The organism is Halomonas sp. V046 (assembly GCF_052645355.1).
Genome location: NZ_JBQXYF010000004.1, coordinates 234,062 through 250,338, shown reverse-complemented (window position 1 = coordinate 250,338; position 16,277 = coordinate 234,062). Strand labels below are relative to the sequence as shown.

Here is a 16,277-nt window from a genome sequence, read left to right as displayed (position 1 = left end):
CACCATGGCCACTTCCGGGGAAGGTAACGACCTGAGAAAGGTCCTCGACTACTGTCGACGCAGCTTCGTCTACGTCGGCCTCTTCAGCCTATTCATCAACCTGTTGATGCTAGTACCGCCGCTCTACATGCTGCAGGTCTACGACCGCGTGATCACCACGCGTAGCCAGGAAACGCTGCTGATGCTGACCCTGGTGGTCGTATTCCTGTTCGTGGTGATGGGTGCCCTCGAACTGGTCCGCTCACGGATCCTGGTGCGGGTCGGCAATCGTCTCGATGTGCTGATCAGCCCGCGGCTCTACAGCGCCATGTTCAAGCGTTCACTGGTGACCCCTGGCAAGCCCTCGGCGCAGCCGCTGAACGACCTCACGACGCTCCGCCAGTTTCTCTCTGGCAACGGCCTGTTCGCCTTCTTCGATGCGCCCTGGGTGCCCGTCTATATCGGCGTGCTGGCCCTGTTTCACCCATGGTTCGGCTTGTTCGCCCTCGGTGCAGGCTTGATCCTGGCCACCATCGCGCTGATCAACGAAAAGACCACCAAGAAGCTGCTGGCCGATGCCAACGGCCAACACGTCATGTCCCAGGACCTGGCCAACAGCAACCTGCGCAACGCCGAGGTCTTGCATGCCATGGGCATGCTGCCCGGCATCCAGGGCCGCTGGGCGGCGCGCCACCGCGAGTACCTGGTGTTGCAATCAAAGGCCAGCGATCGCGCCGGCCTGTTGACCAACACCTCCAAGGTGCTGCGCCTGATGTTTCAGTCGCTGATCCTTGGCCTTGGGGCCTATCTGGTGCTCGCCGGTGACCTGACGCCCGGCATGATGATCGCCGGCTCGATTCTGATGGGCCGCGCCCTTGCCCCTATCGATCAAATGATCAATGGCTGGAAAGGCTTCAGCGGCGCGAGGACCGCCCGGGCGCGGCTGGAAGAGCTGCTCGACGCGGTGCCCGCCGATGCCCCGAGCATGCCGCTGCCCAAGCCCAAGGGCAGATTGAGCCTCGAGGCGGTCAACGCCGCCCCGCCAGGCGAGCGTCTGGCGACCCTGAAAGACATCAATCTGAGCGTCGCGAAGGGTGAGCATATCGCCGTGGTAGGCCCTAGCGCGGCGGGCAAGTCGACCCTGGCACGGGTGGTGCTCGGACTATGGCCGGTGCAGCTTGGCAGCGTGCGTCTCGACGGCGCCGACATCGGTCAATGGGAGCGCACCGCACTGGGACCACATCTTGGCTACCTGCCCCAGGACATCGAGCTGTTCGACGGCTCCATTGCCGAGAACATTGCCCGCTTCCAGGAAGTCGACGCCCAGCTCGTGGTACAGGCAGCACAGCGTGCCGGCGTCCACGAAATGGTCCTGCGCCTGCCTCAGGGCTACGACACCTGGCTGTCCCACGGCGGCGCGGCGCTGTCCGCGGGCCAACGCCAGCGCATCGGCCTGGCCCGAGCGCTCTATGGCCAGCCGGTGCTGGTGGTACTCGATGAGCCCGATGCGAACCTGGACGAAAGCGGTGAGCAGGCGCTTGCCGAATGCCTGATTCGGCTGCGCCAGGAGGGCACCACGGCGTTGATCATCACCCACCGCCAACGCCTGTTGCAGCACGTCGACCGTATCCTGGTGCTCAACGACGGCCAGGTCGCATCGTTGGCCCCGCCGACGCGCGTGCCGCCCGTCGCACGAGCCGTCGCCGGAGCCGGGCGCACGGGCCCAACGCCAGGCAGCCAACGCGTCACCACGCTAAGACCGAGTGCCAGAGGCCGCCATGAGGGCGGCGAGGAGACCCCGTCATGAGCGCTACCCAACCGGGCAATGCCGGCCCCGCGAACGAGCTTCCGTTGCATGACACCCACTATCGCCGCTTCGGCCTCGCCGTGCTGCTTGTCGCCATCGGTGGGTTCGGCAGCTGGTCGGTCATGGCCAACCTGGCCGTCTCCGTGGTCGCCCCGGGGTCGGTATCGGTGGAGAGTTTCACCAAGACGGTGCAACACTTCGAAGGCGGTATCGTCGAGGCGATTCGGGTCGAAGACGGCGACCACGTCGACGCCGGCGACGTGCTGATCGTTCTCGACGACACCCAGGCACGCTCGCAGCAGAAGATCGTCGAAGCCGAGTACCTGATCGCCCGGGCCAGTGAGATACGCCTGCTAGCCGAGTATAGCGACGCCCAGACGCTGGCCTTCCCCGACGCCTTGGTCAGTTCGACCAACCCGCGGGTGCAGGAGGTCCTGGAAGTTCAGCAGCGCCTGTTCGAGGTCCGTCGCCAGTCGTTGAGCGGCGCCATGGCGGCTCTCGATGAGCAGATCGTGCAGATGAACGAGCAGATCGCCGGCCTCGAGAACACCCAGGCCATCACCCAGCGGCGGATCGACTCGCTCAACGGCGACGTCGCCAACCACCGCAAGCTGTTTCGCGATGGCCTGATCAACAGCCAGCGCATGCGAGAGATGGAGCGCGAGAGCCTCGAGTACCAAAGCGACAATGCCGGCCAGGTCGCCGAGGTCGCGCGGCTGCGCTCGCAAATCAGCGAGAACGAGCTGCAAAAGCAGATTCGTCTGCAGGAATTCCAGCAGCAGGTCGGTGAGTCTCTGCGCCAGGTACAGACCGAAGTCACCGACGCCGAGGAGCGCCTCGTTGCGCTCAACGACAAGCTCAAGCGTACCGAGGTCATCGCACCGGTGACGGGGACGGTGGTCGGTCTCATGGTTCACACCCTGGGTGCGGTGATTCGCGGCGGCGACCCGCTGCTTGACATCGTGCCCGCCGGCGAGGGCTTTATCGTCGAGGCGCGGGTGCCGGATCACGACATCGATCATCTCTACCTCGGCCAGCCGTCGGAGATCCGCTTCAGCGCCTTCAATCAGCGACTCTCCAACGTTATCGATGGCGAAGTCGTTCACGTCAGTGCCGACAGCTTCGAGGACGAGGCGACACGCGCCCGCTACTACAAGGTGCGCATCCGCGTCACCGAGGCGGGGGAAGACAACATGACCGACAGCATGCGTCTGCTCGCGGGCATGCCCGCAGAGGTGATGATCCGCACCGGCGAGCGCAGCTTCGCCAGTTACATCGGCAAACCCATGGCGGACATGTTGGCTCGGGCGATGAGGGAGGAATAGCCATCGTCGGCGAGCCCAGCGGTCATCGAAGGCCCTGGAGCTCGTCGACAACGGCCTCGCGCCGTCGGCGTCACCTGTGGCGATGCGCGTCTTCTGGTGTCTGAATGCGCCGCGATCCGCTGTACGTGGTTGACGACAGCCGCCGGTCCGGTGGCGGCGAACCACCATCACGCAGCACCTGGGCCGGCCTGCGATGGACGGCATCGGCGGCATGGCCGGCCGCGGGCGCCTGTGGCGCCATCGTGCCAAGCGCTCCTCTTCTTTCCCACCCCCGGCGTTACTGCGCCCTTCGGGCCGCCGGCCGCCAGCGCGAAGAACGGCGCCGGCGCGACGCTTTAAGCTCGCCGCTTCGCGGCGTAAGGTGTGCCTCACACTCGCAATCGAGATGCTTGTCATGGCCCACGCTTCAGTCTCCGAGACCACCCTTCCCGCGACCATGTCCGCGATGCTGCTGACGGGACATGGGGGCGTCGACCGACTCGTCTATCGCGACGATGTCACCCTGCCCTCGCCAGGCCCTGGCCAGGTGTTGGTTCGAGTCACGGCCACGGCCAAGAACAACACCGATCGCAAGGCGCGCGAGGGGCTTTATCCGACCAAGGACAAGGAGGAGGTCGCGTCCTTCGCCATGGGCGGATCGCCGACCCTGACCTTCCCTCGTATCCAGGGTGCCGACATCGTCGGGCGCGTGGTCGCGGTGGGTGACGGCGTCGACGTCGGTCGTCTCGGTGAGCGCGGCCTGCTCGACTTCAATCTCTACGCCGACTCCCGGCCCGACATCAACCTGACCCCGGACTACTATGGCCACGGTGCCGACGGCGGCTTCGCCGAGTACGTGGCCCTGCCCTCGGATCAATTCCACCTGGTCGACAAGCCGGACCTGGCCGATGCCGAACTTGCCGCGATGGGCATGTGTTCCTATCAAACCGCCTACCACATGATGACCTCCGCCGGCGTCAAGGCCGGCGAGCGGGTCCTGGTCACCGGTGCCAGCGGTGGCGTCGGCACGGCACTGATTCAGCTGTGTCGCGTTGTCGGGGCGATTCCCTATGCCCTGAGCCAGGCCGACAAGGCCCCGGCGCTTAAGGCACTCGGTGCCGAGGCGGTCTTCGACCGCGGCGAGATCGCCGAGCTTGAGCGGCAGGTGCGTGCCGCTACCGGCGACAGGCCCCTCGATGCGGTGATGGATCTGGTCGGCGGTGAGATGACGGACCGTTTCATCGACGCCATGATCTTCGACATGAAGGCGCGGACCACGTATCCGCGGCTGTCCATCGCCGGCGCCAGCGGCGGCAACCTCAGCGAGATCATGTGGACCCGCATCTATCTTTACCAGGTGCAGATCTTCGGCGTGTCCCACGGCACCCGCGACGAGGCCGCCCAGCTGATCGAGTGGATCCGCACCGGGCAGCTCAAGCCCGTCTTGCACGGCGCCTTCCGCCTGTCGGACCTGCACCGTGCCGAGGAGTACTTCGTCGACCGCGGCAAGGGCTTTCTGGGCAAGATCGTCATCGTGCCCGACGCCCAGTGGGAGGCGCATGGCGCCGCCTTCGCCCTGGATGCCGGCGCTACCGACGCCTGAGCGGTGCGGCCTGTGCCACGCTGTGCCAACGCTTCTAACTTGCACCAACGACACCGCCGCCGAGGCCCCTCGGCGACAGTGCCACTGCCACGAGGCCACGCCCATGTCCCGCCCGATCATCACCCTCATGGATACCCACGCCGGTGGCGACGTCAGCCGCATCGTGCTCGGCGGCATCGCCGCATTGCCGGGCGACAGCGTTCGCGCCCAGATGGAGTATCTGCGCGACAGCGCCGACGGCCTGCGCACGCTGCTGCTGCAGGAGCCCTACGGGGTTCCGGAGATGTCGGTGGACCTGATCGTGCCGGCGTGCGACCCCCGCGCCGCCGCGGGCTACATCATCATGGAAGTGATGGGCTACCCGATCTATTCCGGCTCCAACACCCTGTGCACGGCGACGGCGGTACTCGAAAGCGGCCTGGTCGAGAAGCGCGAAGGCCACCAGAGCTTCCTGCTGGAGGCACCGGCCGGACTGGTGCAGGTCGAGGCACACGTCACCGCAGGCGTCGTCGACTCGGTGACCTGCGAGGGGCTGCCGAGCTACATCCACACCTATCAGGCGCGCATCACGGTCCCGGGCTATGGCGATGTCACCTATAGCGTCGCCTACAGTGGCGGCTTCTATGCGCTGGTGGATGCCGCGTCGCTAGGCTTTTCGTTGACCCTCGACGAACAGGATCGGCTGAGCGATTGTGCCCATGCCATTGTCGAGGCCATCCAGGCCGAGCGTGGCTTCTCCCACTACACCCTGGGCGACGTCGGGCCGCTGCCTTTCCTGCACTTCATGGGGCCGGTCGAACAAGTCGCCGACGGTTTCTATCGCTCCCGCTCGACGACCTACGTGCACCCCGGCGTCATCTGCCGAAGCACCACGGGCACCGGCACCTCCGCGCGCCTGGCGCTGCTGCACTATGAGGGCAAGATCGATCCCGGCGACCGCCTGGAAACCGTCTCACTGCGCCAGACCGGCTTTATTGGCACCTTCCTGCGCACCTCCCAGCAGGGCGAACACAGCGTGGTGGAGAACACCATCACGGGACGCAGCTACGTGCTGAACCGTGCCGACATCGTGGTGAACCTGGACGACCCGATGGTCCGAGCCGACGGCATCGGAAATGTGCTGGAGGCACCGCCTTCGGCAAGCTAAACGCTCCCGTAGGCGGCGCTGTCAGGCGTTGAACCGCACCTCGCCGTGGCGACTCAGGTCATAGCCACCGAGCGCCTCGGCCTGGTGCCTGAGCCGCTCGGCTCTGGCGAAGCTCACGAGTCTCTGGACCGGTTCGCTGAAATAGCTGCGCCTGCGCATCAACAGATCGAAGTCTTCCTGGTGCAGCGGGATAAAATCGAGCCCCTGACGACGAGCCGCGGCTTCGGCACCTAAGCCAACCTCCGCCTCGCCGTGATGCACCGCCAGGGCGAGATCGTCCTCACTCATGGCCGGACGGCTGGCGAGCGCCAGCGCGCTCATCGCGATACCGGCTTGCTCGACGAGCCGAGCCAGCAGCCGATGCGCCCCGGCCCCTTCCTGGCGGCGGGCGACGCGAACCCCTTCCCTGGCAAGGTCCGTGATCGTCTCAAGGCCACAAGGATTCCCCGGCGCGACGATCAAGCCTTGCGTCCGCTGGACCCAATGCAGGACCACCAGATCAGACATGCCGCCAAGCCCCAGCTCGCTCGGTACGTTGTAGCGGCCGTCGGCGCCGAGAAGGTGCGACCCGACCACCAGGGCGCGCGCCGCCAAGAGCCGCTGAATGCCATCGCCACTGCCCTGACACAGGGTCGCCAGGCCCGACCCACTCTCGCGAAGCGCCCAATCGAGCAAGGGATCCTGGCTGCCGGCCAGCACCTCCGGTGGGCTATCGCCTTCGCGGCTATCCCCCTCCAGATGCTTCATCAGCCACAGATCAACGCTGGAGCGTGGGAACAGCAGCTTCCCGGTGGCCCGGGTACAGGGAATCTGCCCCTGTCGCACCAGATCATAGACCTTGCGCGGCTTGAGCCTCAGGTACTCGGCGACCTCCCCAGTGTTGAGGTAATGAGGCAACGGCGACGACATGGCGGACCCTCCGAAAGACGTATCGCTGCATTGTGCACCCGTAGGCATATGGCTGCATATATTCCAGCACGGGGATGCGCGATCGGGCGTTACATCACATGATGCCTATAGATACGCTCCGCCGACTCGAGGCTCCATGACCGACTCTGCCTTCTCGACTGCCCTGGCCCTGATCGTCGGCCTGGATTCTGATCTGCTTGCCATCGTCACCCTGTCCCTGCGTGTCTCGCTGACGGCGGTGAGCATCGCTGCCCTGATCGCCTTCCCGCTCGGAGCGGCGCTGGCGCTGTACCGTTTTCCGGGACGCAGCATGCTGATCGTGACGCTCAATGCGTTGATGGGCTTGCCACCGGTGGTCGCCGGCCTCGTTGTCTACCTGCTGTTATCTCGTGCCGGGCCTCTCGGCACCTTCGGTCTGCTGTTCACACCAAGCGCCATGGTTGTCGCTCAGGTCATCCTGGTGCTGCCGATTCTCGCCGCCCTGACCCGTCAGCGCATCGAGGAGCTACACGGCGAGTACGCCGAGCAGCTCGCCTCGATGGGCGTCAGCCGGGCTCGGCGCATCCCAACGCTATTGTGGGATGCCCGACTGGCCCTGATCACCGTGCTGCTGGCGGGCTTCGGACGTGCCAGCGCCGAGGTCGGCGCGGTCATGATCGTCGGCGGCAATATCGACGGCGTGACCCGGGTCATGACCACCGCCATCGTGTTGGAGACCAGCAAAGGCAACCTGCCTCTGGCGCTCGGGCTCGGCATCGTATTGCTGGTCATCGTCGCGCTGATCACCGCCATCGCCCACGTCCTCGGTGAAGGCACGCGGAGGCAACTGGGATGACCGACATGTCGCTGCCCACGGTGTCTCACATCGCTCCCCTGGAGTTCGATGGCGTCGCGTTCAGGCCTGCGTCACAGACGCTGCTGGGGCCCATTTCGCTGCGCCTCGATGGCTGCCGTCGGACCCTGGTGATGGGCCCCAATGGTGCGGGCAAGAGCCTGCTGATGCGCCTCGCCCATGGCCTGATCGCCCCAACCAGCGGCCGTGTCCGCTGGCATGGCCCCGTCCCCCGCCAGGCCATGGTCTTTCAGCGCCCGGTGCTGCTGCGCCGCTCGGCACGGGCCAACCTCGAATACGCCCTGGCCGTCGATGGCGTGGCCCGGCGTGAGCGACGCGAGCGCGCCGATGCCGCCCTGGAACATTTTGGCCTGGCGAGCATTGCCCGGCGCCCGGCGCGGGTCCTTTCCGGCGGCGAGCAGCAACGTCTCGCCCTGGCGCGGGCGTGGCTGCTGGCACCCGAGGTGCTGTTTCTGGATGAGCCCACCTCGGCGCTGGATCCGGCGGCGATCCGTGCCGTCGAAGAGGCGATCAACGCCTTTCATCGCCGCGGCGTGCGGATCGTGATGACCAGCCATGACCTGCACCAGGCCAGACGCCTGGCCGACGACGTCGTCTTTCTTCACCACGGCAGGTTGATAGAACACTGCCCCGCGTCGGTCTTCTTCCACCAGCCCGCCAGCGAGCAGGCCCTGGCCTTCGTCAACGGCGAATTGATCGACTGACGGTGACGCCAGCGGCGTCGCATTTTCCTCCATTACCTCGCAGTACTGCAGCACCCACGACACCACAACACCCACAACACCCACAACGCGAATAGGGAATTCCACCATGACCTTGACCCGTCACCTCGCCGCCGCCGGCCTGCTGCTTGGCGCTGTGTCCCTCAGTGGCGCAGCTCTGGCCGAACAGGAAGCGCCCTTCATCACCCTGGCCTCGACCACCTCGACCCAGAATTCGGGGCTCTTCGATGCCATCGTGCCCCAGTTCACCGACGCCACCGGCATCGAGGTGCACGTGGTGGCGGTGGGCACCGGCCAGGCCTTCGAGATCGCCCGACGCGGCGATGCCGACAGCCTGCTGGTCCACGACACCGCCGGGGAAGAGACCTTCGTGGCCGATGGCGACGCCGACGAGCGTGCCGACGTCATGTACAACGACTTCGTCTTGATCGGCCCCTCAGGCGACCCGGCGGCGATCCGTGAGGCCACAAGCGTGGCCGATGCCCTCGGCCGTATCGCCGACACCGAGGCTCCGTTCGCCTCGCGGGGTGACGATAGCGGCACCAACCGCGCCGAGCTCAGGCTGTGGCAACAGGCCGATGTCGAGCCGGGGGGTGACTGGTATCGCGAACTCGGCAGCGGCATGGGGGCGACGCTGAATACCGCTGCCGGCATGGACGCCTACGTGATGTCGGACCGCGCCACCTGGGTCGCCTTCGACAACCGCCAGAATCTTGCGCTGCTGTTCGAGGGTGACGAGGCGATGTTCAACCAGTACGGCAGCCTCCAGCTGTCCGAGGAAAAGCACCCAGACCTTAAGCACGACCTCGCCAATCAATGGCACCAGTGGTTGCTCTCGAGCGAAGGCCAGGCGGCCATCGCCGACTTCCGGGTCAAGGACCAGCAACTGTTCTTCCCCAACGCCAAGGTCGACTAGCGACCCGGCCGGCGATGCCTGGGATTACAACGGCTGAGCTCGCCGATGCCTGGGGTTACGCCCCCTGAGATCACCGATGCCTGGGGTTAACCGACCGAGGGGCCGGCCATTGCCGGCCCTGGGCTATCGTCTCCAATTGCCTCGTCTCCAATTGCCTCGTCTCTATTGCCTTGTCTGGCAGTCTCGGCGTCTCTGTCGCCTACGCTGATCGCCTGGCTCACCGGCGTGAGCCGTGCCCGAACGGTGGCACGACGATTGTTGCCTGGCGAACGGGGTTCACCGAGCCATTCGGCGCTCACCGGACTAGGCTACAAGCAATCGCCACCACCGGAGCCACCGCATGCATGCCCGCATCCTCTCGCTTACCCACTGCCCTCTCCCCAAGCAGGCTCATGAGCATGGCGAGAGCGTCTCGGCGTCGCTGATCAACATGACCCAGGCGCTCGGCCTGACGGGCCTCGGCTGTCGCCGGGTCACCGTGAAGCCGGGCTGTCATGCCTGGCCCTTCCACAGTCACCACAACAACGATGAGCTGTTCATCGTTCTGAAGGGCCAAGGCACGGTTCGCCTCGGCGAGCGCCGCTACCCGATCGTCGAAGGCGAGATTATCGCCGCCCCCGCCGGCGGGGCGGAAAGCGCCCACCAGATCATCAATGACTCGGACCAGGTGCTGATCTACTTGTGCATCAGCAGCATGAACGTACCGGATGTGATGGAGTACCCCGATTCGGGCAAGTTCGGCGTGGTGGCCGGCAGCGCGCCCGGCGGCGACAAGGGCGATCGCACCTTCGAGTTCTACGGCGCCACGGATAGCGCGCTGGACTACTGGCACGGCGAGTAGCCGCGAGCGCCCGCCTGGCAACGGCCGCCGTCCAGGCGGCCCCCGCCCAACACGCTTGTCTCCTGGCTTGCGGTTTCTGGTTTCTGGTTTCTGGTTTCTGGTCGAAGGCGCACCGCCCTGGCTATGACTTTGGTCGAAGACGAGCGAAGCTGCACTTTACGTTAACGTCAACCTTGCCTAGTCTGTCACCATTACCTCCATCGGGGAGTGGCCGCTCATCGTCATCGCCACTCTCCCTCTGAAACACCCCGGGAGTCCCCCATGTACAGCCCCTATGCCCCGCTCGACTTCGGCCTCGACGAAACCCTGGTGATGCTGCGCGATCAGGTCAACGCCTTCGCTCGGGACGAAATCGCTCCGCGCGCCGCGAAGATCGATGAGAACAACGAGTTTCCGAGTGATCTGTGGCAGAAGTTCGGCGACATGGGCCTGCTCGGCGTGACCGTCTCCGAGGAAGACGGCGGCACCGGCATGGGCTACCTGGCCCACTGCATCGCCATGGAGGAGATCTCCCGGGCCAGCGCCTCCGTCGGCCTATCCTACGGCGCGCACTCCAACCTGTGCGTCAATCAGCTGAAGATCAACGCAAGCCCCGAACAGAAAGCCAAGTACCTGCCCAAGCTGATCAGCGGTGAGCACGTCGGCGCACTGGCCATGTCCGAGCCCGGCGCCGGCTCCGACGTCGTCTCGATGAAGCTTCGCGCCCGCAAGGACGGCGACCGTTACATCCTCAACGGCAACAAGATGTGGATCACCAACGGCCCCGATGCCGATGTGCTGGTGGTCTACGCCAAGACCGACCCGGACGCGGGCTCCAAGGGCATCACCGCCTTTATCATCGAGAAGGATTTTCCCGGGTTCTCCACCGCCCAGAAGCTCGACAAGCTCGGCATGCGCGGTTCCAACACCTGTGAGCTGGTGTTCCAGGACTGCGAGGTGCCCGAGGCCAACGTGCTCGGCGAGCTTGGCAAGGGCGTGCGCGTCTTGATGAGCGGGCTCGACTTCGAACGCACGGTGCTGGCCGCGGGTCCGATCGGCATCATGCAGGCGGCTATGGACGTGGTGCTTCCCTACATCCACGAGCGCAAGCAGTTCGACCAGTCGATCGGCGAGTTCCAGCTGGTCCAGGGCAAGGTCGCCGACATGTACACCACGCTGAACGCCTGCCGCGCGTACCTGTATGCGGTGGCGGCGGCCTGCGACCGCGGCCACTCGTCGCGCAAGGATGCCGCCGGGGTGATCCTCTACTGCGCGGAGAAAGCCACCCAGGTGGCGCTGGATGCGATCCAGCTCCTCGGCGGCAACGGCTACATCAACGAGTACCCGACGGGTCGCCTACTGCGCGACGCCAAGCTCTACGAGATCGGTGCCGGCACCAGCGAGATCCGTCGCATGCTGATCGGCCGCGAACTGTTCAACGAATCCAAGTAAGCGCACGGCGGGAGGGCGGCGCCTTACGGGGCGCCCTTCCCACGGCACGCTTCGGCTCATCTCGGAGGGGCAATGGCTACCCTAGACACTCAGATCAATCCGCGCACCGAGGACTTCAAGGCCAAGGACGCGGCGATGCGCGCCGAGGTGGAACGGCTGCACGACCTGACCGCCGCCATCCGTCGCGGCGGCGGCGACAAGGCGCGCACGCGTCACGAGTCGCGCGGCAAGCTTTACGTGCGCGACCGTATCGACCACCTGCTCGACGAAGGCTCGCCCTTCCTCGAGTTCTCGGCGCTCGCCGCCCATGAGGTCTACGACGCCGAGGTGCCCGCCGCCGGCGTGGTGACCGGCATCGGCCGTATTCAGGGCGTCGAGTGCGTCGTCGTCGCCAACGATGCCACCGTCAAGGGCGGAACCTACTTCCCGCTGACGGTGAAAAAGCACCTGCGCGCCCAGGAAATCGCCCTCAAGCACCGCCTGCCCTGCGTCTACCTGGTCGACTCCGGCGGCGCCTTCCTGCCGCGCCAGGACGAGGTCTTTCCCGACCGTGACCACTTCGGCCGAATCTTCTACAACCAGGCGACGATGTCGGCCCAGGGCATTCCCCAGATCGCCGTGGTCATGGGCTCCTGCACCGCCGGCGGCGCCTATGTGCCGGCCATGGCCGACGAGTCGATCATCGTCAAGGAACAGGGCACCATCTTTCTCGGCGGGCCGCCGCTGGTGAAGGCTGCCACCGGCGAGAGCATCAGCGCCGAGGACCTCGGCGGCGCCGACGTCCACACCCGCATCAGCGGCGTGGCGGACCACTATGCCGACAACGATGCCCACGCCCTGCAGCTGGCCCGCCGCTGCGTCGCGCGCCTCAACTGGCAAAAGCGCGGCCAGCTGGCCATGCAGCCCCCTCGCCCGCCGAAGCTCGACCCTGAAGAGCTGTACGGCATCGTCGGTACCGACCTGAAGAAGCCCTTCGACGTTCGCGAGGTCATCGCCCGCATCGTCGACGGCTCGGACTTCGATGAATTCAAGCGCTACTACGGCGACACCCTGGTGACGGGCTTTGCCCATATCCATGGTCACCCGGTCGGCATCGTGGCCAACAATGGCGTGCTGTTTTCCGAAAGCGCGGTCAAGGGCGCCCACTTCATCGAGCTGTGCGCCCAGCGCAAGATTCCGCTGGTGTTCCTGCAGAACATCACCGGTTTCATGGTCGGTTCGAAGTACGAGCACGAAGGCATCGCCAAGCATGGGGCCAAGCTCGTCACGGCGGTGGCCTGCGCAAGGGTGCCGAAGTTTACCGTGCTGATCGGCGGCAGCTTCGGCGCCGGCAACTATGGCATGTGCGGCCGCGCCTACGATCCCAACCTGCTGTTCATGTGGCCGAACTCGCGCATTTCGGTGATGGGCGGCGAGCAGGCGGCCGGGGTGCTTGCCCAGGTCAAGCGCGAGCAGATCGAGCGCGCCGGCGAGTCCTGGTCTGCCGACGAGGAGGCGGCCTTCAAGAAGCCGACGCGGGAACAGTACGAGCACCAGGGGCACCCGTACTACGCCAGCGCCCGACTGTGGGACGACGGCGTCATCGACCCCGCCCAGACCCGTGATGTGCTTGGCCTGTCGCTAGCCGCCGCCATGAACGCCGATATCGAAGAGACCCGCTTCGGCGTCTTCAGAATGTAACTGCGCCTGAGCCGGAGGCCCTGGCACTGAGCCGACGCTCGGCGCCCAGCCCCCGGCTCGTTCGAAGGAACTCCCTATGACTGACATGTCTCAACTTACCGTCGACGACCGCGGTGTGGCCTGGCTGACCCTGGTGCGTCCCGAGGTCCACAATGCCTTCGATGACGGTTTGATCGGTGAGCTCAACGACCATCTGGACGCGCTCCGCGAAAAGGCAGCACGAGGCGAGGTTCGGGTGCTGGTACTCGGCTCCGAAGGCAAGAGCTTCTCGGCCGGCGCGGATCTCAACTGGATGAAGCGCATGGTCGACTACAGCGTCGACGACAACCTGGCCGACTCGCGCAAGCTGTCGGCGCTGATGCATGGCCTCGATACCCTGCCCTGCCCGACACTCGCTCGGGTTCAGGGCGCCGCCTTCGGCGGTGCCGTGGGTCTCGCCGCCTGCTGCGACATCGTGATCGCCAGCGAGCGCGCCAAGTTCTGCCTGTCGGAAGTGCGCATCGGCCTGTCGCCAGCGGTCATCAGTCCCTATGTGCAGCGCGCCATCGGCAGCCGCCAGATGCGCCGCTACGCCCTGAGCGCCGAAGTCATCGACGCCACCACCGCGAGAGAGCTGGGCCTGGCCCATCAGGTCGTAGCCCCGGACAGCCTCGATGCTGCGGTCGAAGCGATGCTCGACACCCTGCTCGGCACCTCGCCCCAGGCCAGTCAAGCGACCAAGGCGCTGCTGGCCGAGGTCGCCCGCGCGCCCGATACCGACCAGACCCGCGAGCGTACCTGCGCCGTGATCAGCCAGCTACGCGTCAGCGCCGAAGGCCAGGAAGGCCTGGCGAGCTTCCTCGAAAAACGTCGTCCTGCCTGGACCCCCTCTTCCTGACTGGAGCGCCACCATGAGCTCGACTTTTGACAGCACCGCCAGCGCGCGCTTCGACACCCTGCTCGTCGCCAACCGCGGCGAAATCGCCTGCCGCGTCATGCGCACCGCCCGCCGCATGGGGCTGCGTACCGTCGCGGTCTATTCCGATGCCGACGAAGGCGCACGCCACGTGCGCGAAGCCGATGAAGCGATCCGACTCGGGCCTGCCGCCGCGCGGGAGAGCTACCTCGACGTCGCCAGGGTCATCGCGGCGGCCGAGCGTTCAGGCGCCGGCGCCATCCACCCCGGTTACGGCTTTCTGTCCGAGAACGGCGACTTCGTGCGTGCCTGCGTCGAGGCCGGCATCATCTTCGTCGGGCCCCCGGCGGCGAGCATCGCCGCCATGGGCGACAAGTCCGCGGCCAAGGCACGCATGATGGACGCCGGCGTACCGCTGGTCCCGGGTTATCACGGCAACGATCAGGACGATGCCCTGCTCAGGCGCGAGGCCGATGCTATCGGCTACCCGGTGCTGCTCAAGGCCAGCGCCGGCGGCGGCGGCAAGGGCATGCGCGTGGTCGAGGATGGCGATGCATTTCAGGCGGCCCTCGACGGCTGTCGCCGCGAGTCCCGGGCGTCTTTCAACGACGACCGCATGCTGATCGAGAAGTACCTGACCCAGCCGCGTCACGTCGAGGTCCAGGTGTTCTGCGATAGCCACGGCAACGGCGTCTACCTGTTCGAGCGTGACTGCAGCGTGCAGCGTCGTCACCAGAAGGTGCTCGAGGAAGCCCCGGCGCCGGGCATGAGCGACGCCCTGCGCAGCGAAATGGGGGAAGCCGCGGTGCGTGCGGCCAAGGAGATCGGCTATGTCGGCGCCGGCACCGTGGAGTTTCTACTCGACGTCGACGGCTCGTTCTATTTCATGGAAATGAACACCCGCCTGCAGGTCGAGCACCCGGTCACCGAGATGATCACCGGCCAGGACCTGGTCGAGTGGCAGCTACGCGTCGCCATGGGCGAATCGCTGCCGCTTGCCCAGGATGAGCTGACCATCGACGGCCATAGTTTCGAGGCACGGCTCTACGCCGAGGATGCCGATAACGATTTCCTGCCGGCAACCGGCCGCCTGTCCCGCTTTGCGCTTGACCTGGTCGGCGCGGACCTGGACGCCGATCGCGTGCGCCTGGACAGCGGCGTCGAAAGCGGCGATAGCGTCTCGATGCACTATGACCCGATGCTGGCCAAGTTGATCGTCCACGGCGCCGATCGCGCCTCCGCGCTCGCCACCCTCAATCGCGCCCTGGCGGCACTCGATGTGCAGGGCGTGGTGACCAACCGCGGCTTTCTGCAGCGTCTGGCGACCCACCCGGCGTTCCAGGCGGCGGATCTCGACACACGCTTCATCGAACGCCACGGGGACAGCCTGTTCGCTGACCGTCGCGCCGATCGCGATAGCCTGGCCAGTGCCGCGCTGATCGCCCTGCACCAACTGGCTCGGGAGAGCGAGAGCGACTCGCCCTGGGATCGCCACGACGGCTTTCGCCTGAACGGCCCGCGCAGCATTCGCATCAGCCTGTGCGATCCGCGTGATGCCCAGTCGCCGGAGCCCGAGAGCCTCGCCGTCGTCGAGGGCACACATCGAGCCAGTGACGATGCCTGGCAGCTAAGCGTACGGGGAGCCGATATCGACACCGCGCCGCTCTCGGCGACCCTGACCGAGCTGCCCGGGGACGCCGTGGCGATCACCCTGGACGGCCACCGCCGTCGCCTGCAGGCACGCCGCGATGGCAACGAGATTGTCCTGGCCAGTCCCCAGGGCGAGACCCGCCTGTACTGGCGGCGCATCGATGCCATCGACCATGGCCAGCGCGAGACCGAATCGACCCTGACCGCGCCCATGCACGGCACCGTGGTGGCGCTTCTGGTCGAGCCGGGACAACCGGTCGAAAAGGGCTCGGCGCTGATGGTGATGGAAGCCATGAAGATGGAACACACCCTATCGGCGCCGTCCGATGGTCAGGTGGCAAGCTTCCCTTTCTCCGCCGGCGACACCGTGGGCCAAGGCGATGTGCTGGTGGAATTTGCCCCCGAGGGCGAGTAACAAGGAATACGCAGCCGGTCGCCGGTGCGGCGCTGACTCGACGGCCAACTGGCCCGAACTCGGCGCTGACGCGGTGCCGGCTCAGCACGGGACGATCCCGTGCCACCCCAACGTCAAGGAGGCCT

13 protein-coding genes are annotated in these 16,277 nt (G+C 66.2%); 12 read left to right on the top strand and 1 reads right to left on the bottom strand.

Annotated elements, in window-relative coordinates:
• The first annotated feature begins 4 nt into the window (after positions 1-4).
• The 4 genes from ACUN9Y_RS07165 to ACUN9Y_RS07150 all read left to right on the top strand — a co-directional run bounded on the left by ACUN9Y_RS07165 (position 5) and on the right by ACUN9Y_RS07150 (position 5,840).
• Positions 5-1,786, top strand: coding sequence for a type I secretion system permease/ATPase (locus ACUN9Y_RS07165; RefSeq protein WP_445459996.1), 1,782 nt, complete (start codon positions 5-7; stop codon positions 1,784-1,786).
• Positions 1,783-3,111, top strand: a complete 1,329-nt coding sequence (locus ACUN9Y_RS07160) for an HlyD family type I secretion periplasmic adaptor subunit (protein WP_445459995.1) — start codon at positions 1,783-1,785, stop codon at positions 3,109-3,111. The genes ACUN9Y_RS07165 and ACUN9Y_RS07160 overlap by 4 nt, the downstream gene beginning before the upstream one ends.
• Positions 3,112-3,505: 394 nt before the next feature.
• Positions 3,506-4,693, top strand: coding sequence for an alcohol dehydrogenase catalytic domain-containing protein (locus ACUN9Y_RS07155; RefSeq protein WP_445459994.1), 1,188 nt, complete (start codon positions 3,506-3,508; stop codon positions 4,691-4,693).
• A 103-nt stretch (positions 4,694-4,796) separates the two neighbouring features.
• Positions 4,797-5,840: a proline racemase family protein gene (locus ACUN9Y_RS07150; protein WP_445459993.1), complete on the top strand. Its 1,044-nt coding sequence runs from the start codon at positions 4,797-4,799 to the stop codon at positions 5,838-5,840.
• 21 nt (positions 5,841-5,861) lie between these two features.
• Here the strand turns inward: ACUN9Y_RS07150 and ACUN9Y_RS07145 are convergent, their stop codons facing one another.
• A complete protein-coding gene (locus ACUN9Y_RS07145) occupies positions 5,862-6,749 on the bottom strand; it encodes a substrate-binding domain-containing protein (protein ID WP_445459992.1) in 888 nt (295 codons plus the stop codon).
• A gap of 136 nt (positions 6,750-6,885) precedes the next feature.
• On the opposite strand from ACUN9Y_RS07145, the gene ACUN9Y_RS07140 reads away from it, so the two are divergent.
• The 8 genes from ACUN9Y_RS07140 to ACUN9Y_RS07105 all read left to right on the top strand — a co-directional run bounded on the left by ACUN9Y_RS07140 (position 6,886) and on the right by ACUN9Y_RS07105 (position 16,152).
• A complete protein-coding gene (locus ACUN9Y_RS07140; protein ID WP_445459991.1) occupies positions 6,886-7,584 on the top strand; it encodes an ABC transporter permease in 699 nt (232 codons plus the stop codon).
• Positions 7,581-8,306, top strand: coding sequence for an ABC transporter ATP-binding protein (locus ACUN9Y_RS07135; RefSeq protein WP_445459990.1), 726 nt, complete (start codon positions 7,581-7,583; stop codon positions 8,304-8,306). The genes ACUN9Y_RS07140 and ACUN9Y_RS07135 overlap by 4 nt, the downstream gene beginning before the upstream one ends.
• Before the next feature lie 106 nt (positions 8,307-8,412).
• A complete protein-coding gene (locus ACUN9Y_RS07130) occupies positions 8,413-9,240 on the top strand; it encodes a substrate-binding domain-containing protein (RefSeq protein ID WP_445459989.1) in 828 nt (275 codons plus the stop codon).
• A gap of 340 nt (positions 9,241-9,580) precedes the next feature.
• A complete protein-coding gene (locus ACUN9Y_RS07125) occupies positions 9,581-10,081 on the top strand; it encodes a cupin domain-containing protein (protein ID WP_445459988.1) in 501 nt (166 codons plus the stop codon).
• A 261-nt stretch (positions 10,082-10,342) separates the two neighbouring features.
• Positions 10,343-11,512 carry an isovaleryl-CoA dehydrogenase gene (locus ACUN9Y_RS07120; protein ID WP_445459987.1) on the top strand — a complete coding sequence of 390 codons (1,170 nt, stop codon included), beginning with the start codon at positions 10,343-10,345 and terminating at the stop codon, positions 11,510-11,512.
• Between the two features lie 72 nt (positions 11,513-11,584).
• The gene (locus ACUN9Y_RS07115) at positions 11,585-13,192 is read left to right on the top strand and encodes a carboxyl transferase domain-containing protein (protein WP_445459986.1); all 1,608 of its coding nucleotides are present in this window, start codon (positions 11,585-11,587) and stop codon (positions 13,190-13,192) included.
• Between the two features lie 76 nt (positions 13,193-13,268).
• Positions 13,269-14,069, top strand: a complete 801-nt coding sequence (locus ACUN9Y_RS07110; protein ID WP_445459985.1) for an enoyl-CoA hydratase-related protein — start codon at positions 13,269-13,271, stop codon at positions 14,067-14,069.
• A 13-nt stretch (positions 14,070-14,082) separates the two neighbouring features.
• Entirely contained in the window at positions 14,083-16,152 is a 2,070-nt protein-coding gene (locus ACUN9Y_RS07105) for an acetyl/propionyl/methylcrotonyl-CoA carboxylase subunit alpha (RefSeq protein ID WP_445459984.1), read from the top strand.
• Positions 16,153-16,277 lie beyond the last annotated feature (125 nt).